Annotated in this window: 25 protein-coding genes; 7 read left to right on the forward strand and 18 right to left on the reverse strand. The window is 56.0% G+C overall.

Annotated elements, in window-relative coordinates:
* Positions 1-81: 81 nt before the first annotated feature.
* A complete protein-coding gene (locus M2Q46_RS17890) occupies positions 82-1,242 on the reverse strand; it encodes a cell wall metabolism sensor histidine kinase WalK (protein WP_035269499.1) in 1,161 nt (386 codons plus the stop codon).
* Positions 1,227-1,997, reverse strand: coding sequence for a response regulator (locus M2Q46_RS17895; RefSeq protein ID WP_080747977.1), 771 nt, complete (start codon positions 1,995-1,997; stop codon positions 1,227-1,229). The genes M2Q46_RS17890 and M2Q46_RS17895 overlap by 16 nt, the downstream gene beginning before the upstream one ends.
* 55 nt (positions 1,998-2,052) lie before the next feature.
* On the opposite strand from M2Q46_RS17895, the gene M2Q46_RS17900 reads away from it, so the two are divergent.
* The 3 genes from M2Q46_RS17900 (at position 2,053) to M2Q46_RS17910 (ending at position 4,330) form a co-directional block, all read left to right on the forward strand.
* The gene (locus M2Q46_RS17900; RefSeq protein WP_247966221.1) at positions 2,053-2,289 is read left to right on the forward strand and encodes a hypothetical protein; all 237 of its coding nucleotides are present in this window, start codon (positions 2,053-2,055) and stop codon (positions 2,287-2,289) included.
* A gap of 104 nt (positions 2,290-2,393) precedes the next feature.
* The gene (locus tag M2Q46_RS17905) at positions 2,394-3,836 is read left to right on the forward strand and encodes a catalase (RefSeq protein ID WP_063690085.1); all 1,443 of its coding nucleotides are present in this window, start codon (positions 2,394-2,396) and stop codon (positions 3,834-3,836) included.
* A gap of 104 nt (positions 3,837-3,940) precedes the next feature.
* Positions 3,941-4,330, forward strand: a complete 390-nt coding sequence (locus M2Q46_RS17910) for a VOC family protein (RefSeq protein WP_060186797.1) — start codon at positions 3,941-3,943, stop codon at positions 4,328-4,330.
* A gap of 112 nt (positions 4,331-4,442) precedes the next feature.
* On the opposite strand, the gene M2Q46_RS17915 is transcribed toward M2Q46_RS17910, so the two are convergent.
* The 15 genes from M2Q46_RS17915 to argE all read right to left on the reverse strand — a co-directional run bounded on the left by M2Q46_RS17915 (position 4,443) and on the right by argE (position 19,220).
* The gene (locus M2Q46_RS17915; RefSeq protein ID WP_035269502.1) at positions 4,443-5,150 is read right to left on the reverse strand and encodes a TetR/AcrR family transcriptional regulator; all 708 of its coding nucleotides are present in this window, start codon (positions 5,148-5,150) and stop codon (positions 4,443-4,445) included.
* Between the two features lie 36 nt (positions 5,151-5,186).
* Positions 5,187-6,062, reverse strand: coding sequence for an oxygenase MpaB family protein (locus M2Q46_RS17920; RefSeq protein ID WP_302357796.1), 876 nt, complete (start codon positions 6,060-6,062; stop codon positions 5,187-5,189).
* A gap of 23 nt (positions 6,063-6,085) precedes the next feature.
* Positions 6,086-7,294 carry an FAD-dependent monooxygenase gene (locus M2Q46_RS17925; protein WP_302357799.1) on the reverse strand — a complete coding sequence of 403 codons (1,209 nt, stop codon included), beginning with the start codon at positions 7,292-7,294 and terminating at the stop codon, positions 6,086-6,088.
* Between the two features lie 93 nt (positions 7,295-7,387).
* Positions 7,388-8,005, reverse strand: coding sequence for an isochorismatase family protein (locus M2Q46_RS17930; RefSeq protein ID WP_060186798.1), 618 nt, complete (start codon positions 8,003-8,005; stop codon positions 7,388-7,390).
* The gene (locus tag M2Q46_RS17935; protein ID WP_042485123.1) at positions 8,002-9,042 is read right to left on the reverse strand and encodes a 2,5-dihydroxypyridine 5,6-dioxygenase; all 1,041 of its coding nucleotides are present in this window, start codon (positions 9,040-9,042) and stop codon (positions 8,002-8,004) included. Before M2Q46_RS17935 ends, M2Q46_RS17930 begins: the two co-directional genes overlap by 4 nt.
* Before the next feature lie 19 nt (positions 9,043-9,061).
* A complete protein-coding gene (locus M2Q46_RS17940; RefSeq protein WP_302357804.1) occupies positions 9,062-9,889 on the reverse strand; it encodes an alpha/beta fold hydrolase in 828 nt (275 codons plus the stop codon).
* Between the two features lie 8 nt (positions 9,890-9,897).
* Positions 9,898-10,626: an ABC transporter ATP-binding protein gene (locus M2Q46_RS17945; RefSeq protein ID WP_035269507.1), complete on the reverse strand. Its 729-nt coding sequence runs from the start codon at positions 10,624-10,626 to the stop codon at positions 9,898-9,900.
* Entirely contained in the window at positions 10,623-11,381 is a 759-nt protein-coding gene (locus M2Q46_RS17950) for an ABC transporter ATP-binding protein (protein WP_035269509.1), read from the reverse strand. The genes M2Q46_RS17945 and M2Q46_RS17950 overlap by 4 nt, the downstream gene beginning before the upstream one ends.
* Complete coding sequence (locus tag M2Q46_RS17955) at positions 11,374-12,333, reverse strand: branched-chain amino acid ABC transporter permease (protein ID WP_083055103.1); 960 nt, start codon at positions 12,331-12,333, stop codon at positions 11,374-11,376. The genes M2Q46_RS17950 and M2Q46_RS17955 overlap by 8 nt, the downstream gene beginning before the upstream one ends.
* Complete coding sequence (locus M2Q46_RS17960) at positions 12,334-13,209, reverse strand: branched-chain amino acid ABC transporter permease (protein WP_035269511.1); 876 nt, start codon at positions 13,207-13,209, stop codon at positions 12,334-12,336.
* Positions 13,210-13,253: 44 nt separating this feature from the next.
* Positions 13,254-14,384, reverse strand: a complete 1,131-nt coding sequence (locus M2Q46_RS17965) for an ABC transporter substrate-binding protein (protein WP_226349074.1) — start codon at positions 14,382-14,384, stop codon at positions 13,254-13,256.
* A 625-nt stretch (positions 14,385-15,009) separates the two neighbouring features.
* A complete protein-coding gene (locus M2Q46_RS17970) occupies positions 15,010-15,981 on the reverse strand; it encodes a tripartite tricarboxylate transporter substrate-binding protein (protein ID WP_026483987.1) in 972 nt (323 codons plus the stop codon).
* Positions 15,982-16,011: 30 nt separating this feature from the next.
* Positions 16,012-17,016: an ornithine cyclodeaminase family protein gene (locus tag M2Q46_RS17975; protein ID WP_226349073.1), complete on the reverse strand. Its 1,005-nt coding sequence runs from the start codon at positions 17,014-17,016 to the stop codon at positions 16,012-16,014.
* A gap of 2 nt (positions 17,017-17,018) precedes the next feature.
* Entirely contained in the window at positions 17,019-17,993 is a 975-nt protein-coding gene (locus M2Q46_RS17980) for a threonine/serine dehydratase (RefSeq protein ID WP_115634661.1), read from the reverse strand.
* A gap of 30 nt (positions 17,994-18,023) precedes the next feature.
* Positions 18,024-19,220 (reverse strand): acetylornithine deacetylase, encoded by a 1,197-nt coding sequence (gene argE, locus M2Q46_RS17985; protein WP_257112746.1) that lies wholly within the window; start codon positions 19,218-19,220, stop codon positions 18,024-18,026.
* Between the two features lie 109 nt (positions 19,221-19,329).
* Here argE and M2Q46_RS17990 point away from each other — a divergent pair, with 109 nt between their 5' ends.
* The 4 genes from M2Q46_RS17990 to M2Q46_RS18005 all read left to right on the forward strand — a co-directional run bounded on the left by M2Q46_RS17990 (position 19,330) and on the right by M2Q46_RS18005 (position 23,221).
* Positions 19,330-19,932 (forward strand): helix-turn-helix domain-containing protein, encoded by a 603-nt coding sequence (locus M2Q46_RS17990; protein WP_022983402.1) that lies wholly within the window; start codon positions 19,330-19,332, stop codon positions 19,930-19,932.
* A 308-nt stretch (positions 19,933-20,240) separates the two neighbouring features.
* On the forward strand, positions 20,241-21,614 hold the full coding sequence (gene mnmE / locus M2Q46_RS17995) for a tRNA uridine-5-carboxymethylaminomethyl(34) synthesis GTPase MnmE (RefSeq protein ID WP_115634657.1): 1,374 nt from the start codon (positions 20,241-20,243) through the stop codon (positions 21,612-21,614).
* A 43-nt stretch (positions 21,615-21,657) separates the two neighbouring features.
* Positions 21,658-22,695 (forward strand): virulence RhuM family protein, encoded by a 1,038-nt coding sequence (locus M2Q46_RS18000; protein ID WP_302357810.1) that lies wholly within the window; start codon positions 21,658-21,660, stop codon positions 22,693-22,695.
* Between the two features lie 136 nt (positions 22,696-22,831).
* Positions 22,832-23,221, forward strand: coding sequence for a DUF6180 family protein (locus M2Q46_RS18005; RefSeq protein WP_257112745.1), 390 nt, complete (start codon positions 22,832-22,834; stop codon positions 23,219-23,221).
* Between the two features lie 126 nt (positions 23,222-23,347).
* Here the strand turns inward: M2Q46_RS18005 and M2Q46_RS18010 are convergent, their stop codons facing one another.
* Positions 23,348-23,818, reverse strand: coding sequence for a hypothetical protein (locus M2Q46_RS18010; RefSeq protein ID WP_230940663.1), 471 nt, complete (start codon positions 23,816-23,818; stop codon positions 23,348-23,350).
* Positions 23,819-23,956 lie beyond the last annotated feature (138 nt).

Genomic DNA, 23,956 nt, shown 5'->3' on the forward strand with positions numbered 1-23,956 from the left:
AAGAGATGGCTACAGCATGCACGGGCCACGTTGCGTAGCCGTGCACAAATGATGGAGAAATGATGGAGATAGAAATGCGGCTTAATTCGCCGTGCTGCGATTCACCAGCGGAAAGCGCATTTGTACGCTGGCACCACCCCGTTTGGAGGTTCCAACGATGACAGTGCCGCCTTGCTGTTCAACCAGCGCCTGCACAATCGACAGGCCCAAACCCGAAGCATGGCGTTTGCTGCCCGGTTCTTGAGCAAAGCGTTCGAAAGGGCGGTCACGCATGGATTCAGGCAAGCCGGGGCCCGCATCATTAATCGACAAGGTGGCATGGCCTTCGCTAAGCTCCAGCGAAATCCCCACCCAGCGCCCTTGGGCGGCGTAGCGAAGACAGTTCTCCAGCAAATTGCCAATAATCTGCCGCAAACGGTCCGGGTCCACCAGGACGCAAGCAGGCACTGGCGGCAAGTCAGCCTCCAGCTCAAAACCCTTTTCCTGCAGGCGGGCATCAAAACGATCCAGTTCTTCCGCCACCAGCGGCACCAGATCCAGTTGCTCGCAATACAAGGACAATCGCCCCGCAGAGGCCAGGGAAATCGTATGCAGATCGCTGACCAAACGGCCCAGATGCAAAGATTGCTGTAACAAGCCGTGCATTTCCTGCTCGGTGCCGGGAATGACCCCATCCACAATAGCGTGCAAGCGGGCACTTAACACCGCCAAAGGGGTGCGCAGCTCGTGCGACAAGGAGGCCACCGTCATGCGCCGTTCACGGTCCAACGCTTCCAGCGAATCAATCATGTGATTGAAGTCGCGCACCATCTCGGCCATTTCACCGCGTGCCTGGCCTTCATGCGCACGCACGGTAAAGTCGCCTACCGCCACCCGGTTGGCCGCCTCCGCCATGGATTCCAGAGGCTGCATTACCCGGCGCGATACCCAAAACCCCGACACCAGCCCAAAGGGCAGGCCTATCATCAGAGTAAAAAGCAAGGTCAGGTATTCGCGAGTCCAGGGATCACCCTGCCAGTACTCGCCATAAATCTGCATGGCACGTGGGCCTTCTTCCAGACCCTGCACCACAAGCTGGTCATACTCCAGGCGAATATCGGTGGGAAGAGAGCGGTAAAAGCGATCCTCCTCGTACTTCCAGAACAGCAGCTGGGTGATGGCCAGCACAGACAGGGTGACCACAATCGCGATGGCCACCGCCAAGCCAAAGCGAACCCAGATTCGGTCTAGTATTCGCGCCATAAGCGATAGCCCACTCCACGTACGGCCTCGACCAGCTCGCCCTGGCCTACCACCTGCAGTTTGCGTCTTAACTTGGAGATGTGGGAGTCAATCACCCGCTCCATCGCATTACTTTCAGGCAAACATTGCTCAATCAGATAGTTACGGGAAAAGCAACGACGCGGCTGGGCCGCCAGGCAGGCCAGCAAGCGAAATTCCGTGACGGTCAGCGGCAAGGGCACAACCCGATCCCCCTCCACATGCACCAAGGCCACGTGATCCTGCTCATCAATTTCCAGGCTGCCCACACGGATACGAGTGCTGGGTGCAACAGCGCCGCTGCGTCGCAGCACGGCGCGGACACGGGCCACCACCTCCGCCGGATTAAAAGGCTTGATGACATAGTCATCCGCCCCCAAACGCAGGCCCAGAAGCTTGTCCACATCATCGGCCAATGCCGTGACCAGGATCACCGGGGTTTGACCCGCGTTACGGATGGCACGCAATACATCCAACCCATCCACACCGGGTAGATGAATGTCCAGCAACACCATGTCCGGGCGCAGATCCCGGAACAATTGCAAAGCCTGAAACCCATCGCCCGCTATCGCTGTACGCAAGCCATCGCGGCGCAGATAGGCATCCAGCACACTGGCAATATCGGGTTCGTCTTCCACCACTAGCACCAGTTTTTGCAAGGTGGCATCACGTGTAGATGCGGTGTGAGAGAGGGTGTCGCCAAAGGAATGGCCACCGGTCTTGGGGGGAAAATTCATAAATTATCGTTGTCCTGAGTCCTGCTAGGCGGCACCCCGACCAGGGGCAGAAGGCATGAAAACGGGCTTCTCAAAGCTGGGCCCATTTAGTACACCGCAGTACGCCGCAGGCGGCTGGGTGGATGATACACCTGCCCGAAATACTCTGTCCAACGGCGTAAAAGGCCCGTATTTACAAACATTTATTAACTTTTCAGATTCTGCTCATAGAAATTTCATGCGCAGCGTTTCTACTTACCGCTATGATCGGGATGAAAACCGTCTTGATAGCAAAAAGCTATACGTTCACTAAAATCATTTGATTTAACTATTTCGACCAAGGCAAGTAGACTGATCTCAACTTCTTAAAACGACCCGCCCCCCCTCGGTTCGGGTCAGCTTCAACGGAGAAACACAATGAGCAATAAAACCCTGACGACCGCCGCTGGCCGCCCTGTTGAGGAGAACCAGAACTCCATGACGGCAGGCCCTCGTGGTCCCGTCCTGATGCAGGATTATTGGCTGCTGGAGAAGCTGGCTCACTTTGATCGAGAACGCATCCCGGAGCGTGTCGTACACGCCAAAGGCTCGGGCGCTTTCGGTACCTTTACCGTCACGCACGACATCACGCAGTACAGCATGGCCAAGGTCTTCAAGCCAGGCAGCCAGACCCCCGTTTTCTTACGTTTTTCCACCGTAGCAGGTGAAGCAGGAGCCGCCGATGCAGAACGCGACGTTCGAGGATTTGCCCTCAAATTCTATACAGAAGACGGAAACTGGGACCTCGTGGGCAATAACACTCCTGTCTTCTTTATACGGGATCCACTGAAGTTCCCCGACTTCATCCACACACAGAAACGCGACCCTCGCAGCCACCTGCGCAATATGAGCGCCGCCTGGGATTTCTGGTCCTTGTCGCCCGAATCCTTGCACCAGGTCACCATCTTGATGAGCGACCGCGGTTTGCCCTGTAACCTGCGCCAGCAGCACGGCTTTGGTTCGCACACCTACAGCCTGATCAACGATAAGGGCGAGCGCCACTGGGTGAAGTTCCACTTCAAATCCCAGCAGGGCATTGCCAACTACACCAATGAAGAAGCCGCCAAAGTCGTGGGCCAGGACCGCGAGAGTTCGCAGCGCGATCTGTACGAGAACATTGAAAAGGGCAACTTCCCTCGCTGGGCGCTGCGCATTCAGATCATGACCGAAGAGCAGGCACGCACCTACCACATCAACCCCTTTGACGTGACCAAGGTCTGGCCACATGGCGACTTCCCGCTGATCGATGTGGGCATGCTGGAGTTGAACGAGAACCCCACCAACTACTTTGCCCAAGTGGAGCAAGCCGCCTTTACGCCTGCCAACCTGGTGCCTGGTATTGGCCACTCGCCCGACCGCATGCTGCAAGGTCGTATCTTTTCCTACGGCGACACCCAGCGTTACCGTCTGGGCGTGAACCACGGGCTGCTGCCAGTGAACGCACCGCGTTGCCCGTTCCACAGCTACCACCGCGATGGCGCCATGCGTACTGGCGACAATAACGGCGGCACGATCAACTACGAGCCCAACAGCCAGGGCGAATGGCAACAGGCTCCCCGTAGCGAACCGCCTCTGGCGCTGGACGGCCAGCCGGCAGATCACTGGGATCACCGCGTGGATGAGGATTACTACTCGCAGCCCGGCAATCTGTTCCGCCTGTTCAACGACGAGGAAAAGCAGCGTCTGTTCAGCAATATTGCCGACGCCATGGCGGGAGTTCCCAAGGAAATCATCGAGCGTCAGCTGGGCCACTTCACCAAGGCAGACCCTGCCTACGGTGCCGGTGTAAGGGCAGAACTGACAAAACGCGGTCAGCTTTAAACCCTGATCGGGCTGTTTAAGCCATCAAAGAATCGGCTCCCCATCTACAATCGGGGAGCCGATTTTTTTTGCACTGGCCCTGCGTTTTCCTATCGAGCCCCACCATGAAATTTGGCTACACCATCATCTACGTACCCGACGTCGGCCAGGCACTGGATTACTTTAACCGCGCGTTTGGTTTGTCCACCAAAATGCTGCATGAAACCGGCTTGTACGGTGAGCTGGAAACTGGCCAAACCACCTTGGCCTTTGCGGGGGAAATGCTGGCCTACATGAACTACCCCAAAGGGCATTTGTCGACTCACGCATCCGACGTGCCACTAGCCATTGAAATCGCCCTGGTCTGCGACGACGTGCCTGCAGCTCATGCCAAGGCACTGGCGGAAGGGGGCACGGAACTGGCGCCACCACAGAACAAGCCATGGGGGCAGATGGTGTCTTATGTGCAGACGCCAGAGCGTGTTGTGGTGGAGTTGTGTACGCCGGTTAAATAAACGAAAACGCCAGCAAAATTTGCTGGCGTCGGCCCTGATGGCGAGAAAGGACAAGTGTCATTTCAAAGTAGAGAGTTCAACAGGGTCCCTGGTCGGCATGCAGGCGCCCGGTTCAAGCCTTGCCAGGCAAGACAACCGGCGCAGCCAGCAAACCGGCAGAGACAAAGGCAATGATCTGCTCAAGAATCTCGTCGGTATTGTTGGGGTCACAGATACCTGGCGCCAGCTCTTCCAGCCGGTGGGTATCGGAGAAGGCATACATATAGGCCCCAATCATCAGGACCACACGCCAGTACACGTCCTTGGCCTGCAGCTCGGGCAGTATTTCTTCCAGAATCTGCACATACGCACGGGTTGAGCCGTCGTAGGCTTCATTACGCAGTTTGTAGGAAATCTCGGCCGGCTCGGTGTGCAAACGGGCTTGCAGTCGCAAGAAGCGTCGACCTCCGGGCGTCTCGCGCAAGGCGATCGTGGGTGCCAGAAAAGCGCGCACCACATCATCGACCAGGACCTTGCCCTCTTGATCGCGCAAGGCATGCAAGCGCCGTAGACGCTCATCGGAAATGGTTTTGCCTCGGCGGATGAACACGGCCTCAAACAGGCCGTACTTGGAACCAAAGTAGTAGTTGATCAAGGCTTGGGTCACAGCCGCCTTTTGAGCGATGACGCGCAATGTGGTCCCGGCATAGCCAGTCTCGGAAAACTCTTCCTCGGCGGCGTCCAGAATTCGCTCTGACGTGTTGTCACCTACCCCTTCCGGGCGTCCAGGCTTATCCCGCTTGACCCAAGAGCTATCCGACGACAAAGTTACACGGCCCATATTTGCCTCAAAATTTGATTCATTCTTATCTACCAGCTAAGCCTGATTGGCGACGCGACGCCGCGCCCGATGCACGGAACCGTTACGTGTGGCCCAACGCAAGACGCCAGCAACGCTGTTCACCACCTTGCGACGCCACCACATGGATGCCGTGCTGGGGCGATGCTCAAAACAGCGTTGAGCCCACTCTGGCAACATATCCAATGCCGCTAACAGAAACACCCTGGCAACCCAAGCCTTGGGCCCCTTAAACAGGGTATGTGAAGACATTAAAATTGTAGCCACTTCCCGGGTTCGCGCATCAACCCGTAATTGCGGACCGGCCTGGGCAAACAGCTCCCTCAAGCTTGCCGCATCCATGACCAGGCCATCCGCCCCCAGCAACACGGCAACTTTCGAGTATTGTGCAACATAGCGATCCTGCTGCTCTGGTGCCAGTCTGGCATTACGCCAGCGCATATGGGATTGCAGAAAACAGTAGGCCTGCGTGTGATGCACCCAACGCAGCAACTCCGGGTCATTGGCATCGTAAGGCGTGCCATCCGGCAAATACCCGTGTACGTGCTCGTGCACCCGCCGTACCTGATCAATGCAACGCTCAGCCTGCTCCGTACCCGCATAACTGACTGCCGAGATGAACTGCGCCGTTCGACTCAAGCGCCCCTGCATATCCTGACGAAAGCGGGAATGATCCCAGACCCCGGCCAAAACCTTCGGGTCCAGCATCTGCAAACACAATGCAGAAATCCCCCCGAGCATCATGGAGGTGAAATCTGCATGCACTTGCCACACAGCCGACTGTGGGCCAAACAAGCCGGGGTCGCCCGCAGGCGTCGTAAAGTCTACCGGGCTGCCTTGCAGACCGGTAATGATGTGAATCTGGTTCTCAACATACTGACGTATCGACAACAAGACGCTCCCTCCGGCCCTACCTGTTAAACCTGTAATGCTTTCGGCTGAAAGTCAGTAGCATTATATGAATAAACCCAGTCCGTCTTGATGCCGCCCGCGTGCGGGTTTTTCTTCTGCTGCTCACGGTATTCGGCATCACGCTTGGCCTTGGCTTCGCTATCGGACAGGTGATAGGTGCGGCCGCGCTCACGTGCTTCCAGTTGCACCCGGCTGGTACGTGGCAAGCGTTCTGCTTCATAAAGCGACAAGGCGGTGTCCAGATCATCTGGCAAAGCGGCTAGCGCAACCGCCAACACGTAGGCGTCCTCGATAGCCATTGCCGCACCTTGAGACAGGAAGGGCAGCATGGGATGCGCCGCATCGCCCAGCAAAGTCACACGGCCCGACGACCATTTAGTCATAGGGTCACGATCGAACAGCCCCCAGCGATAGACATCCGTCACACGCTCGAACAGCTTGACGATATTGGGGTGCCAGTCCTTGAAATCCTGCAGCATTTCCTGCTGGGTACTGCGCGCATTCCAGGACTCCTCCACCCAGCTGGCCGTTTCATTCACCGCCACAATATTGACGGCCTTGCCGCCGTTTACGTAATAGGTCACCACATGGCTTTTAGGCCCCAGCCAGAATGAAGACTCGGGTGCGACGAAGTCAGGCATCTGGTCAAATGGTACGACTGCCCGATAGCACATATTGCCGGTGAACTTGGGTTCTTCCTCCCCGAAGATGGAGCGACGTACTTCCGAACGTACACCATCAGCACCCACAATCAGATCGGCCTCAAAACTAGAGCCGTCAGCAAAATGCGCCACCGCCTTGCCGTCTTGCTGCGACACCTTGGTGCACTGCGTGTTGAAGGTGACCTTCGTTGTCCCCAGAAGCTCGGTCAGCAAATGATGCAGGTCCGCACGATGCACGTGAAAGAACTCTGCGCCATACAGCTGCGGGCAATCGCTCTTTAAAGGGATACGGAAACTTTCCTCTCCAGTGGACCAATCACGCCCCACCAAAGCCTCGGGCAAGAAACCCACCTTGGCCAGCGCATCGTGGGCGCCCAAAGCGTTGAGCACCTTGACCGCATTCGGAGTCATTTGAATCCCGGCACCGACCTCTCCAAAGGCGGCGGCACGCTCAAACAAATGTACTTCGATGCCGCGTTGCTCCAGGGCTGCTGCCAAAGTCACGCCGCCAATACCACCGCCTATCACACCTACTTTCAACGTTTTTTTCATGCTGTACATCCTCGGTGTTTGGGCCTTGGGCAGCCCAAACCTCCTCAATTAATTAAACAAATAAATAATAAATAAGCAAAAAAACAGATAAGCCTAGATCACCAGCAAGGGGCGCAAGTCTGCATACGGACGAACCTCGCCGTACTTCTGTTGAATATCAAACAGGCTCGCATCATGAGGCTCCTTGGCTCGGTCACCCACGCAATCTGCCAGGACAAAAGGGCGCAAGCCGCAGGACATGGCATCTACGACAGAGGCACGTACGCACCCGCTTGTGGTTGCGCCAGCAATCAGCAAGGTTTGCACCGCCCGTTCCGCAAACCAGGCAGCCAGAGCCGTTCCAAAGAAGGCCGATGGAACCGTTTTACGCACGACCAGCTCACCCGGTGCTGGCTTCAAGGCATCGACAATGGCACTAGCTGGATTGTGCTCTCGCAGCTGCACCAAACCGGGGACTTTCAGGCCGAATACATTACGGTCGGCACTGTCATCGGCAAAGACGATGCGGCTGTGCGCCACCGGCCAGTTCTGTGCCCGCGCATCCGCCAGAACCGTGCGCGTTTGCTCAATGGCTTCCAGAATATTTCCACCACCAAATGCTTGAGGGTCCGCAAAACCGTTAACGAAATCCACAATTAACAGCCCGACATTGCCTTCAAGCTCCAGCCCTTGCCCAAATCCCTGTCGCTCGTAAACACTCTGGCTGCTCATGCCAACTCCTCCACAAGCTTGCCCTCCCGAACGGTCTCGCGACCATCTACGGTCACGGTGCAAGCACGCAGCGGAATATCGATGTGGCAAGCCGTCGTGCGGTCGCCCCCGACCTCATTATTGGGGCCAAAAGAGAACAAGAAATTGCCCGCATAGGCACGGGCATCCATGCCCAAGGTTTGCTCTTTGTCGTAAAGGCCAAGCGTGGACCAGTGAGCACGGGGCTGCAAACCCCAGCCTATGTGGGACATGGCGTAAGCCTCAGGATCATTGAATGAGGCCATGTATTCACGCAGCAGCTCGGCATCCAACCCACCTTCAATCGAGGTCACCACACCGTTCTCGACTGTCATGGTGATCGGGTCAGCCGCATAGGACTTCATGGGCAACAAGATGTCGCCACGATCAATCACGATGCGGCCATGAGCCTGACCTTCGTTTGGCCAAGTCAGGATAAAACCGCTGGGCCAGTGATCCCAGCGCCCCGGCTCATCCACAAAGCCGTATTCCTTTACTACCGGGTACTGCCCCAAAGGCATGACCAGATCCGTACCTGCCCTGGAGGTGGCCCGCATTTCACGAGCGCCCTGTAGCACCTGTGCCGAACGCTCCACACGTTCCTTATCCTGCAAGGATGGCACCATACGCACCAGCACCTCGGGCGGTTCGGCTGCCAGGAGAATTTTGGTGCCCGACTTCAAAATCTCATGCTGTTCGGGAGAGAACAGCAAGGTCATCAGATCCAGCACCAAATCACTGGCCTTGAGGGCGGCAATCGCTGCTGGATTACCCGTCAGCGGAGTCGTGCCCAAGTAAGCCAGAAGGTCGCGGCTCAATGCTTTTTCTGCGTTTACAGGCAGCAAGTCCACCTGCATCTGGGTTGCCCCCAAAGATGCCACGGCCAGTTTGGCGGTAGCCAAGGTTTGAGGATGAGTATGCAAACTGGTCAGAATGGTGACCATCTGCCCCGGCTTCACTCCAGAAAGACTCAGCACCTCATTCCAGGCCTGAACCATTTGATGATCAGATACAGCCATCTTCCACTCCTGTTTCTTGTTAAAAGGTAAGGCCCAGAAAGGTGCCCAATGCGCGATAAAAGCCTTCCTCGTCGTCCCAGGGGATCATGTGCCCAGCGTCTGGTACACGTAAGATCTGCAAGTCAGGCTTCAAGGACTGCGCCTCTTTACTATCCTCATCGCGAATGACATCTCCCTTGCCCGCCACCATCAGGGCCACCTTCCAGTCATTGAGCTGGCTAAAGTCCGGGAACGCATCGTCGGTGTGGAACCACTCATAGCTGTCCGTCACCGCGCGCACATCGCAGGTGTGCAGCCACTGGGCGCGCAGCGCCAGTTGCTCGGGAGTCCAGGTCGGGCAAAACTGCCGCATCTGCTCGGCGCTCATACCTTGTTGAGCCTGTGCAATCGAATCGGTGTACCAGGCGATATTCGCCGGATAGGGGCGTCGCCCTGGGCCGGACACTGGCGGATCCACCAGCACCATGGCGGCCCCCTTGGCCAAGCCTCGGCTGGCCGCACGCAACAGAATGCGCGCCCCCATGGAGTGCCCCACATAAATGGGCGACTCCAGTGCCAGCTCCCGAACGAACTGGCACAAGTCATCCGCGCAAGCATTCACGCCGTAGTCCAGCTCTGCGCCTGCTTGAGAAAGACCACGACCACGTACATCAAGCACATACACATCAAAATGCCGGGCCAGACGCTCTGCCACAAAGCCCCAGGTGGGGGCAGGGCTGGTGATTCCGGGCACCAGCACCAAGGCTGGTCCGGGACCGGCATAACGCAAGTAATGCTGCCGTATGCCATTGGCATGGACATGGGCGCCGTAGCTGAGGCGCGATGGGAGCTCTACTGTCTTGTTCATGCTCATCATCAGCCTCCCAGGTAAGCGCTCAAGAGTTCAGGGTCTTTCAACATGCTGGCGCTGTCTTTCTCTGCAATAACGCGCCCTGTCTCCAGCACATAGGCTCGACTGGCTACGTTCAGCGCGTTATGCACGTTCTGTTCCACCACCAGAATGGACACGCCATGCTCACTGATGTCCCGCACCACCTGAAAAACCTCCAGAGCCATCTTGGGACTGAGCCCCAAGGAGGGCTCGTCCAGAATCAACAGCTCCGGTTCTGACATCAATGCCCGAGCAATCGCCAGCATTTGCTGCTCCCCGCCGCTAAGCGTGCCTGCCAGTTGCCTGTATCGCTCTTTCAGGCGCGGGAAGCGATGAAAGGCAATGCCTTTACGCCGCTCCACTTCAGTCTTGGACTTGATCAGGTAAGCGCCCAGATCCAAGTTGTCTTCAACGGTCATTTCAGGCCACACATGCCTTTCTTCAGGGCAGTGAGCCAAACCCAGCTTCAGAATATGTTCAGGGCTACGACCACTGATCACCTGTCCCTTCCAGGTGATCTGGCCAGAAGTAGGGCGGATCAGACCGGAGATTGCCCGGAGCGTGGTGGATTTCCCGGCCCCATTGGCCCCCAGAATGGCCACGACTTCACCTGGCTGTACATGCAAACTGACGCCATGCAAGGCCGTCAAATTGCCATATCCCGCCACCACATCCTGCAACGCCAATAGAGGTTCAATGTCCTGTTTACTCATGCCGCTTTCCCCATATAGGCTTCCAACACTTGCTCATTGGCCTGGATCTCTGCCGGTGTTCCCGTTGCCAGTTTTTTGCCAAAGTTCATGACCACGATCTGGTCAGACACACGCATGATCAAACCCATGTTGTGCTCTACCAGCAAAATGGACTCCACCCACTGCCCAGGCAGCTGTTTGAGCAAGTCGGCCAAGCCTTCTGCTTCATGTGTATTAAGTCCTGCCGCTGGTTCATCCAGCATCAGCAGCCTGGGTTTGGCGCCCAGAGCAACGCCCACCTCCAGCAGTCGCAACTCGCCACAAGACAAGGAGCTGGCCAGGACATCAGCACGCTTGGCCAAGCCAATCTGATCGAGAATACGGCGGGCCGAGACGATGATTTCCTGTTCGTTTTTTGCCTGCTCCTTGCTGGGCCAGAAAGTGCGCCACAAGGGTGCCCGATCAGCCAAATAATGGGCATGGACCAGATTGTCGAAAACACTCAGAGCCCGCAGCACATTAGTCTTTTGAAAAGTGCGAATGACGCCCTGCTGTGCCATGCGATACGGCTTGCTGGCCGTGACCTCTTTGCCATCCCATAACACCCGCCCACGAGTAGGCTGATAAAAGCCGGTGATAAGGTTGAAGCACGTTGTTTTGCCAGCCCCATTGGGCCCGATCAAGCTGACGATTTGCCCGGCAGGAACGGTGAAATCAATATCCTGAACCGCATGAATACCGCCAAAGGATTTGCTGAGACCGCACACTTCAAGCATGACGCGTCCTCCCAAATAAATGATGAAAACGCTGCTGCACAAATCCCATGATTCCATCTGGCGCAAACAGCACCGAAGCCATGACGATCAGTCCAAATAAGGACAGACGCAACTCCTTGAATTCGCGCAAATACTCTTCCAGCAAGGCCACCACAATGGCCCCTGCAATAGGCCCCAGCAAGGTGCCTTTACCGCCCAGCAAAACGATAATGATCATGGTCGCAGTAAACGGAAAACCGAAAACTTCCGGCCCTACAAAACTGATGTAGCTGGCGTAGTAAGCCCCGGCAATCCCGGCCAGAAAGGCCGCCACCACAAAGACAAACTGCGAGTAGCGAAAAGGATCAATACCGACCGATTGCGCCACGTAGTTGTTCTCTCGCAGAGTGACGGCAGCACGGCCCGCACTGGAATGCACCAGGCGGTAGCAGATGTAGAAAGTGATGGCGGCCAGCACAATGCCCATCACCACAAAACCCCGCTTGCCGGCCAGCCAAGGTGACATATCCAGCAGGGCGGGATGAGCCACACCCGAGATACCCATCGGACCATTGGTCAGCTCCACCCAGTTATTGGCCAGCAGACGCAAGACCTCGGCAAAGGCCAGCGTCACGATGACAAAGAAGGGCCCATTCAGACGCAAAGTCACACGCCCAATCACGTAACCCGCTGCCGCAGCAATCAAGGCCGCCGCGGCAATGGTGACCGTGACAGGCCAGCCCACCGCGGGCGAGCTCAAAATGGCGACCGAATACGCCCCCAGGCCAAAAAATGCCACATGACCCAGCGGGAACTCTCCCACATAACCAATGATCAAGTTCAGGCTGCTGGCCAGCACGCTATACATCAGCACCAGCACCAGGATGTGCAGCAAATAATCGTTCTGCACAAAACAAGCGAGCAACGCCGACAAGGCCAGGAAGCCCACCATAAAGTGACGTTCTATTTTCATTTACGCGCGCTCCGCTCGAACCGAAAATAAGCCATAGGGGCGGAAGAACAGAATCAAGATAACCAGGGCAAAGCCCACCATGTCCGCTGTCCCCGTTTGCACATAACCTCCCCACAGCGCTTCTGCCACGCCCAGGATCAAGCCACCCAGAATGGCACCACCGAAATTGCCCATCCCGCCCAGAATGACCACCACAAAGGCCTTCAAACTGATCAGGCCACCGATCGAAGCCTGCGCGACATAAATGGAGCTGAGCAACATGCCCGAGGTTGCCGCCAGGACTACACCCAAGGCGAAGGTGGAGGCGTAAATCGTGGCGGTATTGATACCGACCAGACTGGCCGCCGTCGAGTCCTGGAAGGTGGCCCGCATGGCTTTGCCCAAACGGGTTTTCTGGATCAGAAGGCGTGCGCCGACGATGGCGGCAATAGACATCCCGATCGCGAAAACTCGCACCTCAGTGATGAATATCGGTCCCAAAAACAGGGGAGTATTAGGCACCGGCGCCACCACTTTCAAAGGTGCCGTACCCACGATCATCAGGGCGGTATTCGTCAGGAAAATCGACAAACCGATAGTCAGCAAAATGCCAGGCTCCGGGCCCTTGTCCCGGATACGGGCAATCAGGAAGCGATCCAGCAGCCAACCAAACACCGCGACGATCACCATGACCAGCGCCAGGCCTACAAAGAAGTTCAGCTCCAGTTGCTGGGTCACCAACCATCCCAGCAGGCCACCGATCATGTAGAACTCGCCATGGGCAAAGTTCACCAATCGCATCAAGCCAAAAATCAGGGTCAGACCCAGAGCCGACAAAGCGTAGAACGTCCCGTTCACCAGTCCATTGGCAATGAACTGCAGCAATAAATCAAACACAATGCCCCCTCATCAAACGATAGAATCCGCAGCTCATCGTGCTCTTAGTCCGCCGTTACCTTGGCCTGAGCAACTATTTCCGGCTGCCCGCCTTGAAGCTTCACCAACACGGCATCAAAGCCGTAGCCCTGGCGTTTTTCGTTGAATTTGAAGTTGCCATTGGGGCCGTTGTAATCCGTGGCCGGCAGTGCCAGACGAATCTTGTCCGGATCGGCTTCCCCTGCTCGTTCGATCGCGTCCATGATGATGTTCATCGCGTTATAGCCAGCCACCGAATACTTGCCGGGCAGCTCGCCATACTCTTTCTGATAGGACTGCACGAACTCCAGATTTTCGGGACGCTGCAAGGTGTGGGCATAAGGAACGGCAGCATGAATGCCTTCTGATGCAGAGCCCGCCAAATTCACAAAGTCCGCCGTCGCCCAACTACCCACGCCAAAAATCAGACTCTCCAGACCCACTTCCTTCATCTGTTTGACCAGAATCGAGCCGTCCTGAGTTTCGGCTGCCACAAAGACACCATCTGGTTTGGCGGCTCGTACCCGCGTCAACAGCGTGTAGAAGTCCGTGGTGCCATGGTCGAAATACAGCTTTTGCACGGTTTCACCGCCCAAGGCTTCGATCTGGCTGGAGAACTCTTCCATGCCGCCCCGGCCCCAATCATCATTCACACCGATGTAGGCGATTTTTTTCAGCTTGAGCTGCTCGACCAGAATCGTGGCAAAGGCATGAGCCAGCAAACCATCGGTTTCTGCGGTGCGGAAGAACCACTCATTGCCACGCTCGGTTAAATCACTTTTTGACGACACGCCCGAGAGCAGGGGCACTTTGTACTTTTGCGCCACGCTCATGGCTGCGATGGTGGCGGAGCTGCAAAAGGCGCCGGAGATAATCGGCACCTTGTCTTTCTGAATCAGTTTTTCAGCCGCGTTCACGGTTTTGGAGGGCTGACACTCTCCATCCTCAATAGCCAGTTCAACCTGTTTCCCCAACACCCCGCCACGAGCATTACGCTCTTTGACAGCCAACTTGGAACCGTTCACATCGGCCTCCCCGTTGTAGGCCACCGACCCGGTCAAAGGCTGAATCACACCAATCTTGATGGTTTGCGCTTGCACGGCCCCCACAGCACCCAGCGTCATGAGCAACCCCATCGTCAATATCGTCTTGCGCACCTTGTATCTCCTTCCTTGGTTTTTAATTAACTGATTGATTATTTCTAGTTTGAAATATTATTAACTGACTAGCCAATAAATAAAATATAGGGAATTCCCTACAGACTTAAAATAATTTTTTATTGTTATCTATCAGTCACTTAATGGAATTAACGCAACTTGATCGAATGTTCGTGGCCGGGAGAAACACGTTTGGCAGCCCCATCTTAGGAACAACTTCCAAGTGCTATTTGAAGGGGTGAACCAGAGGTACTTCGGCTGCTCCGAGGCTGGCTACGAAACAAGAATTCGATAGCCCGGCACAGAGATGATCAGCTCCCTTTCGGCGTGCAAAGCCTCTTTCCAATGGTGATGTTCTGTCCATGAGCTGAGTTCCCGCGACGCACAGGCAACATGCTCTGTCAGTGCCCATTACCTTCTTGAAATCGCCATAAAAAAAACGGACCTGATTCCAAATCAGGTCCGCGTCCAGCTTTTCTGCGCTCACAAATTTTGCGCTGTTCGCTACTACTAGCCGTTTCTCTACATACCCCATCAGAACTGGGTTGAAACGCCAGTCTGTACTCATTCAAGTTTGAAAAGCACGACACAGCACAACAAAGCGCCTGCACCAACGCCCTGGGTTTTACTGCTGCAAATACCCCGACTCCTTGATGATGGGTCCCCAAGTATCCAGATCATCCTGAACAATGCGCGATAGCTCCTGCGCATCGCCCGACTCGGGTCGGAAGCCGATCGGCACAATCGCGCTTTCAATGCGTGGCAGCTTGGCCACTTCATTGAAGGCATCCTGGAACTGTTTGACCATCTCCGGCTCCATGCCCAGCGGGGCAAAAATCCCCATCCAGCCCGACGCTTTCAGGTCGCCATAGCCCATTTCTGCAAAGGTGGGCACGTCTTTCAAGATAGGCAGGCGTTCCGCACCGGTAATCCCCAGCACCCGCACCGAACCGGCGGCAACGTGTTCGGTAATCATGCCCACCGCGTCCACGCCAGCAGGAATATGGTCACCCAGCAGGTCGTTGATCAAAGGGGCACCCCCTTTATAAGGCACGGGGGACATCTGGATATCGTTCTTCTTGGCGATGCTGTAGCCAATGAACTGAGGGGCGCTGCCGGGGGCGGGAATACCATAGTGGCCGTACTTTTCCGGTTCTTTGCGCACCAGCTCCACGTACTCCTGCAAGGTATTGGCAGGCGTGGTTTTACCCACCACAAAGATATGTTCGAACTTGGCGATCACGGCTACCGGCGCAAAATCCTTTATTGGATCGTAGCTGACCGTTTTTACGGTCAGGGGCAGGGTGGTCATCATGTGATTATTAGCGACCAACAGCACCGAGCCATCGGTAGGCGAGCGCAAAAAGCCTTGAGCAGCAACCTGCCCGCCCGCGCCTGCGCGGTTATCCACCACCACATTCACACCCAGCTTTTCACGCAATTGCTCGGCATACACCCGCGCGACGGCATCCGCTGTTCCTCCGGCCGGATAACCTACGACCAAACGTATGGTGTCCGGCAATTTGCTGGCAACAGACATGCCTGTTGCCAAGGCCAACGCCGTTCCCAGCAAAACCTGCGCCCATTTCTTTTTCATTACTTGTCTCCCTACCTCTTGATGACGCTATTAAAGTTCTACTACTCGTCCATTTCCTTGTGCGGCATGACGGCTTAACAAGGCGGCCGCCGTCAATACGTCCTCGAATGCCAAGCCCAAGGATTTAAAAATCGTGATTTCTTCATTGTTGATGCGGCCTGCGGCTTGCCCCTCCAGAACGGCACCCAGCTCGTTCAGCTCGGTATCCGCCGACAAGTAGCCCTGCTTGCACGCATTCAAGAACTCGCCCGACTCGTTACGAGTGGATTGCGCACGGTCCACAAACAAACGGCCTGCCGTCATGGTGGGGCCATCCAGTTCACTGCTGGCGGGTGTGCTGGAACCCATGGCGGTGATGTGCGTGCCAGGGCGCAGCCATTCGCGCTGCAAGACAGGCGTGGCAGAGCTGGTGGCCGTCAGTACCATATCCGACTGGGACACGGCTTCCTGGGCCGAGACTCCGGCTATCAAGGGGCAATCCAGATACGCCTGGGCTTCTTCAATGAAATGCTGAGCCGACTGTGCGGAGCGGGTAATCACAAATACGTTGCTCAAGCGACGCACTTGCGCCACGGCACGCAACTGCCACAAGGCCTGATGCCCGCCACCAAACAAGGTCAGCACGCTGGCATCCGGGCGCGCCAGCATGTCGGTGGCCAGGCCACTGACCGCTGCGGTACGTAAGGCCGTCACGCTGCTGGCATCCAGAATGGCACGTGTTTCGCCGGTCAAGCCGCTCATCAAGAGCACGCAGCCTTGATGGGGGTCCTTACCCAGGCGCACATTGTCTGGAAACAGGGTGCCCATCTTGGCACCGTACAAAGGCTCGGGATAAATCTCCGGCATGTCGATGCAGGCAGGCATCATGCCCAGAAAGCCGCTGGACAAATGGCTGCGCACAATCGTACGCAAGGGCTGGTCAATACGCCCTTGCTGCATGGCGATAAAACCCTGGCGCATCAGATCAATCGCCGCACCCATATCCAGCCCTTCATACACTTCCTGGGCTTTTGCTACATAAACGCTTAGCTGCATGATTAGCCTTGCGCCAGTGGCGTGGTGATATGGCGGATAAAGGTGTCGGTATCCGTATTGGAGCCGCAAAACAACACGCCCACTCGTTGCCCGGCCAGATGTTTGCGCAAGGGGAACATCAAGGCAGCCGTTGCCACAGCGCAAGCCGGTTCAGTGGCCATCTTGAATTCGTTGAACAGGAAGTGCATCCCTGCACGGATCTGGTCGTCGTTGACGGTCACCAGCGTATCGATATTGTCCTGACACACACGGAAGCTGAACTCGTCAGTATGCGGAGCCATCAGACTGTCTGCGATGGACTGCATGGCGCCGATTTTTTGCGGCTCGCCAGCCTGGCGGCTAAGCGCCATGACGTTTGCTCCCACAGGCTCGATGCCATAAACCACGCAATCAGGCTGCCACAGCTTGACGGCAGCCGACACACCGGCGGCCAAGCCACCGCCCCCAATGGGCACCAGCACCGCGTCCAGCTTGCCCGCTTGCTGCAACCATTCGTAGCCCAGCGTGGCGGTTCCCAGCACGGTGGGGTAGGTGCTGAACGGATGAATGAAGGTCTTCTGTTCGTCCTTCTCTATCTGACGCACCAGTTCAAACGCCTGCTCGCCATTGTCAGCAAAGATGATCTCGGCCCCATATTCACGGCACAGGGCTACGCGCGCCGGGCTGGCCGTCTTGATCATCACGGTCTTGGCTTTCACCCCCATTTGATGGGCGGCATAGGCCACGGCCACGGCGTGGTTACCTGCAGAAACGCAAGTCACCCCTTGCTGGCGTGCTTCTTCGGACAAGCTCAGCAAGTTGTTGAAAGCACCGCGTGCCTTGAACGTGCCCGAGGCCTGCAAATGCTCAAACTTGAAATTGACGGCGCTATCCAGACGCCCGGTCTGGTAATCGAACACGGGCGTCTGGCGCACATAGGGACGCAGACGCTCATGCGCCTGCACCACATTTTCCTTGGTAACTTTTTCTGTTGTCATGGGTTTGCCTTGAAACCTGATTGTCTATTTTTAAGAGGCTACGGCCTGGCTGCGAATCAGAGCGCGCAAGAAGTGCTCGCACTGCTCCACTTGCGCCAGTTCTACGTACTCGTCGGGACGATGGGCCTGCTCGATATTGCCGGGACCACAAATAATCGAAGGGATACCGGCTTGCTGGAACAGACCTGCCTCTGTGCCATAGGCCACTTTGCGCACCGTGTCGTCCCGCGTCAGTTCACGCACCAGCTTGGTAATGGCTGCTTGTTCTTCAGGATTCAGGCCGGGGGCGCTGGCCAGCTTCTCCAGCTCCACCAAAGCGTCCGGATGCTCGCGGCGCATGGCAGGCAGGACTTTCAGGTCGATGAACTCACGGATTTCCTGCAAGATCGGCTCGGGGTCCACGCCGGGCAGATTGCGATATTCAAATTCAAACTCGCAAAGGTCAGGTACGGTATTCAAGGCGATACCGCCACGAATCATGCTGGTCTGCAAAGTGGTGAAGGGCACGTCAAAATCATGGTCATAAGGGCCCATGCTCTTGTAGTCGTCGGCCAGATCACGAATAGCCGTGATGATGCGTGCCGCATGCTCAATCGCGTTCACACCCTTGGGGGTCAGCGAGGAGTGCGCGGCATGACCGTGCACCCGGCAGCGATAGGCGTTAATGCCTTTATGCGCCACGATGGTGCGCATGCTGGTGGGTTCACCCACCACGCAGCCTTCCGGTTTCACGCCACGGCGGACCAAGTCATCAATCATGACTGGCGCGCCGACACAACCGACTTCTTCGTCGTAGGAGTAAGCCAGGTGGATGGGTTTGGCCAGCTTGGTCGCCAGCATTTCAGGAACCAATTGCAAGGTCACACCGACAAAGCCTTTCATGTCGCAAGTACCGCGGCCATACAGGCGGTCGTCGCGAATCTCGGCTTTGAAAGGGTCACTACTCCAGTTCTGGCCATCGACAGGCACCACATCAGTATGGCCCGACAAAACAATGCCACCCGTACGCGTGCCATCGGCAGCCGGAATCGTAGCGAACAGATTGGCCTTGCGGCCGCTGGCGTCATGCGTCAGCACAGTTTCCAGCCCTTGCTGCTGCAAATAGGCCTGCACGTCATGAATCAGTTCCAGGTTGGATTCCCGGCTTGTCGTATCATAAGCAATCAGTTTTTGTATCCATTCCACCGAGGTAGAGGGATAAGCAGTAGGATCAAACAACGCAGTCATGCCTTCTTTCTCCCAGCGTAAAGCGTGTAGTTCTATACAATAGGACAGAGTTTTCTTATAAGAAAATTAATATTATTTATAAGAAGATGGTTTTTTACTTCTTTAGGTTATGACAAAAGACTTAGCCAACACCGCCCCCAACTTATTGAGCAAAACAGCCATGGGGGCGCGCATACGTGATGAACGCAAACGACAGGGCTTGACCCTGCTCATGTTGGCACGCTTATCCAATGTGTCTTTGTCCACCCTGTCCAAGGCAGAGCGCGGTCTGATTGGCCTGAGCTACGAAAAATTTCTGGCCGTCAGCCGGGCCTTGAAGATGGATTTGTCCGACCTGTTCAAGACGCCTCGCGATCAGAATGAATCCGGCATGGATATTCTGGTAGGACGGGCTTCACGTACCGTGACCTACCATGCGCATCGTTATGAATATGGCATGCTGGCATCGGAATGGATCAACAAGAAAATGACGCCCATGCACGGGCGTGTCCTGGCCGGTAAACCACGCGATGCCAGCGACTTCAGCCAGCACGAAGGCGAAGAATTTATTTTTGTGATCGAAGGGCAGTTGACCATGCAGTTTCAGGACGGGCGCCGCCACGTGCTGCAGGCGCGCGACAGCATCTACTTCAAAAGCAATCTGGGCCACTTGTACCTGTGCGAACACGGGGAAAGCGTGGAGATCTTGGTGGTTTGTGTGAACAATCACTAGGCCCAAGAGGCGTAGACAGCTAGCTTTTGACGCTTTGGTGACATACCAAAGAGCGTGTTTATTTGCTTTGGCCCCGATTAGATAGCCCAGATGTCTGCTGGATTGCCTGATTGCCTGATTGCCTGATTGCCTGATTGCCTGATTGCCTGATTGCCTGATTGCCTGATTGCCTGATTCTCAAGAGCCTGGGCCACAAGTACATAAAAGCAAGCATTTCAGATACCAACAAGGGCTAACGCTCCAAGCCCGAACCATCCACCTGCTCCATTACAATACGGCTCTGTTCTGCCTCTTTGATCGATCTGCCCATGTCCAGTTCTTCCCCTATTGTGGCTATTGCCACCGCCCCCGGCCGGGGTGGTATTGGTGTCATCCGTGTGTCCGGCAAGGAGCTTGATGCTCTGATCCAGACCCTGTTTGGCCGTACGCTGCAAGCGCGTCATGCGCACTTTTTGCCCTTCAAGGACGCACAAGGCGAGGCAATCGACGAGGGCATCGCGCTGTTCTTTAAAGGCCCGCATTCTTATACCGGCGAAGATGTGCTGGAGCTGCAGGGTCACGGCGGCCCGGCTGTTCTGCGCCGCCTACTGGATCGCTGCCTGGAAGCGGGTAAAGATCAGGGCCTGCGCCTGGCCGAGCCTGGCGAGTTCACCCAGCGCGCCTTCCTGAACGACAGACTGGACCTGGCCCAGGCCGAGGCCGTGGCCGACTTGATTGACGCTTCCTCGGAAGCCGCGGCCCGCAGTGCCGTCGCGTCCCTGTCCGGCGTGTTTTCCAACAACGTCAACGCCCTGGCCGACCGTATCATTCACCTGCGCATGCTGGTAGAAGCTACGCTGGATTTCCCCGAAGAAGAAATCGACTTCCTGGAAAAGTATCAGGCGGCGGCCACCCTGCAAGGCATACAGGACGAGCTGGAACGCATCCTGCAGCATTCGCGTCAGGGAGCGATCCTGCGCGAGGGCCTGCACGTTGTACTGGCAGGCCAGCCCAATGTGGGCAAATCCAGCCTGCTCAACGCCCTGGCCGGTGAAGATGTGGCCATCGTGACCGACATCGCCGGCACTACCCGCGACCGCGTCATGCAGTTGATCCACATCGATGGCATCCCGCTGCATATCGTGGATACCGCTGGTCTGCGTGAAACCGAGGACACCGTAGAGCGCATCGGTATCGCCCGTACTTGGGACGAAATCGCCAAAGCCAACGTGATCGTGCACCTGCTCGATGCTCGCAACCCGCAAGACGAGCTCGATAGTGCCATTACCACTCGCCTGCCATCACACGTACCCGTGCTGCGCGTCTATAACAAGATAGACTTGCTGACAGCTGAGCAGCAGGCAGCCTTGCCCGCACAAGAAAGCGGCGCCACCGTGCTGCCAATTTCTGCCCGTAAGGATATCGGTCTGGACACGCTGCGCCGCACCTTGCTGGATATCGCAGGCTGGAACCCCGGCAGTGAGTCCCCCTGGCTGGCGCGAGAACGGCACCTGCGGGCCCTGGAGCGCGCGGAGTACCACCTGAGCCTGGCTGCGGAACACGCCACACACAGCGATCAGGTGCTGGATCTGTTTGCCGAAGAACTGCGCCTGGCGCATCTGGATCTGTGCTCGATTACCGGCGAGTTCAGCAGCGATGATTTGCTGGGGGAGATTTTCTCCAGTTTTTGTATTGGGAAGTGACCTCGTCGAAAGACTGAGCCATCGATGTGCAGAGGGGTCAAGCATGAGCGGCAAGAAGCTGATTCGAAATAGCACCACTGAATTTCTGATCTTTACCGGCCAGGCTGGTGAGCAAAGCATCGAGGCTCGCTACGAAGACGAGACCGTCTGGTTGTCCCAGAAGCTGATGGCGGAGCTTTTTGGCGTTGATGTGCGTACGGTCAGTGAGCACCTGAAAAACATCTTTGCCAGCAATGAGCTGGCTTCGGAGGCAACTATCCGGAAATTCCGGATAGTTCAGCAGGAAGGTAATCGGGAAGTCACGCGTCTAGTCGACTTCTACAATCTGGACGCCATCATCTCTGTCGGTTATCGGGTCAACTCCATCCGTGCCACCCAATTCCGTCAATGGGCCACCCAAATCCTGCGCAAATTTGCGATCAAGGGATACCTGATTGATCGTCAGCGCATGGAGAACGGCAGTTTTCTAAACGAAGACTACTTTGAGCAGTTGCTGGCAGAAATCCGAGAGATTCGCTTAAGCGAACGGCGCTTCTACCAGAAAATCACCGATATCTACGCAACCAGCGTGGACTACAACAAGAACGCCCCGATCAGTAAAACCTTCTTTGCCAAGGTGCAGAACAAGCTGCATTACGCCATCCACGGTCAAACTGCAGCGGAGCTTGTTCATCAGCGTGCCGACAGCCGGCAAGCCCATATGGGACTTACTTCCTGGGCCAATGCTCCCGACGGCAAAATATTGAAAACAGACATCAGTATTGCCAAGAACTATCTGAAACAAGACGAGCTGGATGCCTTGGGGCGCATCGTCAATGCCTATCTGGAGCTGGCTGAAAACCGTGCCCGCAGAAAAATCCCCATGACAATGGAAGACTGGGCCAAACGCCTGGATATGTTTCTGGAGTTCGACGATCGGGAAATTCTGCAAGACAGCGGCAAAATTTCTGCCAAGCTGGCCCAAACCCATGCTGAAAGCGAGTTCGAGAAATACCGCGTCATACAAGATCGCTTGTTTGAGAGCGACTTTGATAGAGCCATAAAAGAACTAGGCTCTTCAAGTCCGGAATCAGATCAATAGCCTGATCGCTCCAAACGGCTTGCTCCCCCACCTCAGTAAAAACCCGAAATTCATCCCTGAATTAAGCCCTATCAAAGCTCGTCCTCATCGATCAGGACTATGCTGAGCATTCCATCGTCTCCTGCGGGAGGACATCATGCACACACTCAACAAGTGGGTTTTGATGGCAGCTTTGCTTCATGGCGCTTGGGCAGCACAAGCTCAAGAATGGATGCCTCTGGAATTGGAGGCGGAACAGCGCTCCATCTCCCGTCTCAGCGTGGCCCAGTGCCTGGATACCGTTCAGCAAACCGCCGCGGGCGAAGGCTACCAGCAGCGCAATGACCCGGCAGCCAGCGAACAGTTAGGGGTTTATATTGGTGCGGCTCCCCTAGGGGGCGGATCGCTGGTGGTGTATTGCATTGATTTGAATCCTTCGACTGCCTACATCATTCGTACCAAAGCACAGGTCACGGCGGATTTGATGTCTCCACATCAGCTCAACCACAAAATTACGCAGGCCTTGACGGTGGCAAACCAACCCTGAGCATCAGTGACGGCAGCCCCTGGCTGTCCAGAGTCAAAAAAGGGCGCAGTCAATGGTTCATACAGGCTTGCGCCCGAACAAACCACCCGCGCCCCCAAGGACTCCCGAAGCCAGTCGAACGGCTTCTTACTTCATCAACAAATCTGCCACTTCCATACGGCTATCTCCATCCAGCTCAACGTCGTCCATAACCTTGTTCAACATGGCGTGGGCACTGGACAGAGCACCGTTCAAGCTGGTTAGCTCGCCTTGCACGCGCTCCAGCTCCTGTTTCTTTTCGGCTTCACTACCTTTGTCGCTGGCCTGGATACGTTGCAACTCCATCAGTTTTTGCTGAATTTGCTCTTTCAGGTCGCGGATACGTTTAAGTATGTCCTTGACTCCGTCAGGCAAAGAGCTGTCGTCAATGTCCTTGTCGCGGCCTTTTTTCTGAGCTTGCTGACTGGTCAACGACAGATCTTTGCCCATGGGAGACAGGTGCACCTTGATACGTCCCGATGAGTCTATGGAACCAGACTCTTCCTGCTCGGGCACCACAGGGGGCGTCATGGCCGACGCGTTTAATGGTTCGGCCACAGGCATAGTTTGTCTATGCATTAAACCCTGTCCACTGATCTCTATGGTCATACTTTCCTCTCTTGTACACATCATCCCCTAGAGGGTTACGGCTGAAACCCGGTAGTTCTTTACCGTGATGTGTGCACCAAGTGTTGCGCCTTTTACTCAGCTGTTCGG

Origin of the sequence: Alcaligenes sp. YSL9, assembly GCF_030515105.1 — a bacterium.
GTDB classification, from domain to species: Bacteria; Pseudomonadota; Gammaproteobacteria; order Burkholderiales; family Burkholderiaceae_B; genus Alcaligenes; species Alcaligenes phenolicus.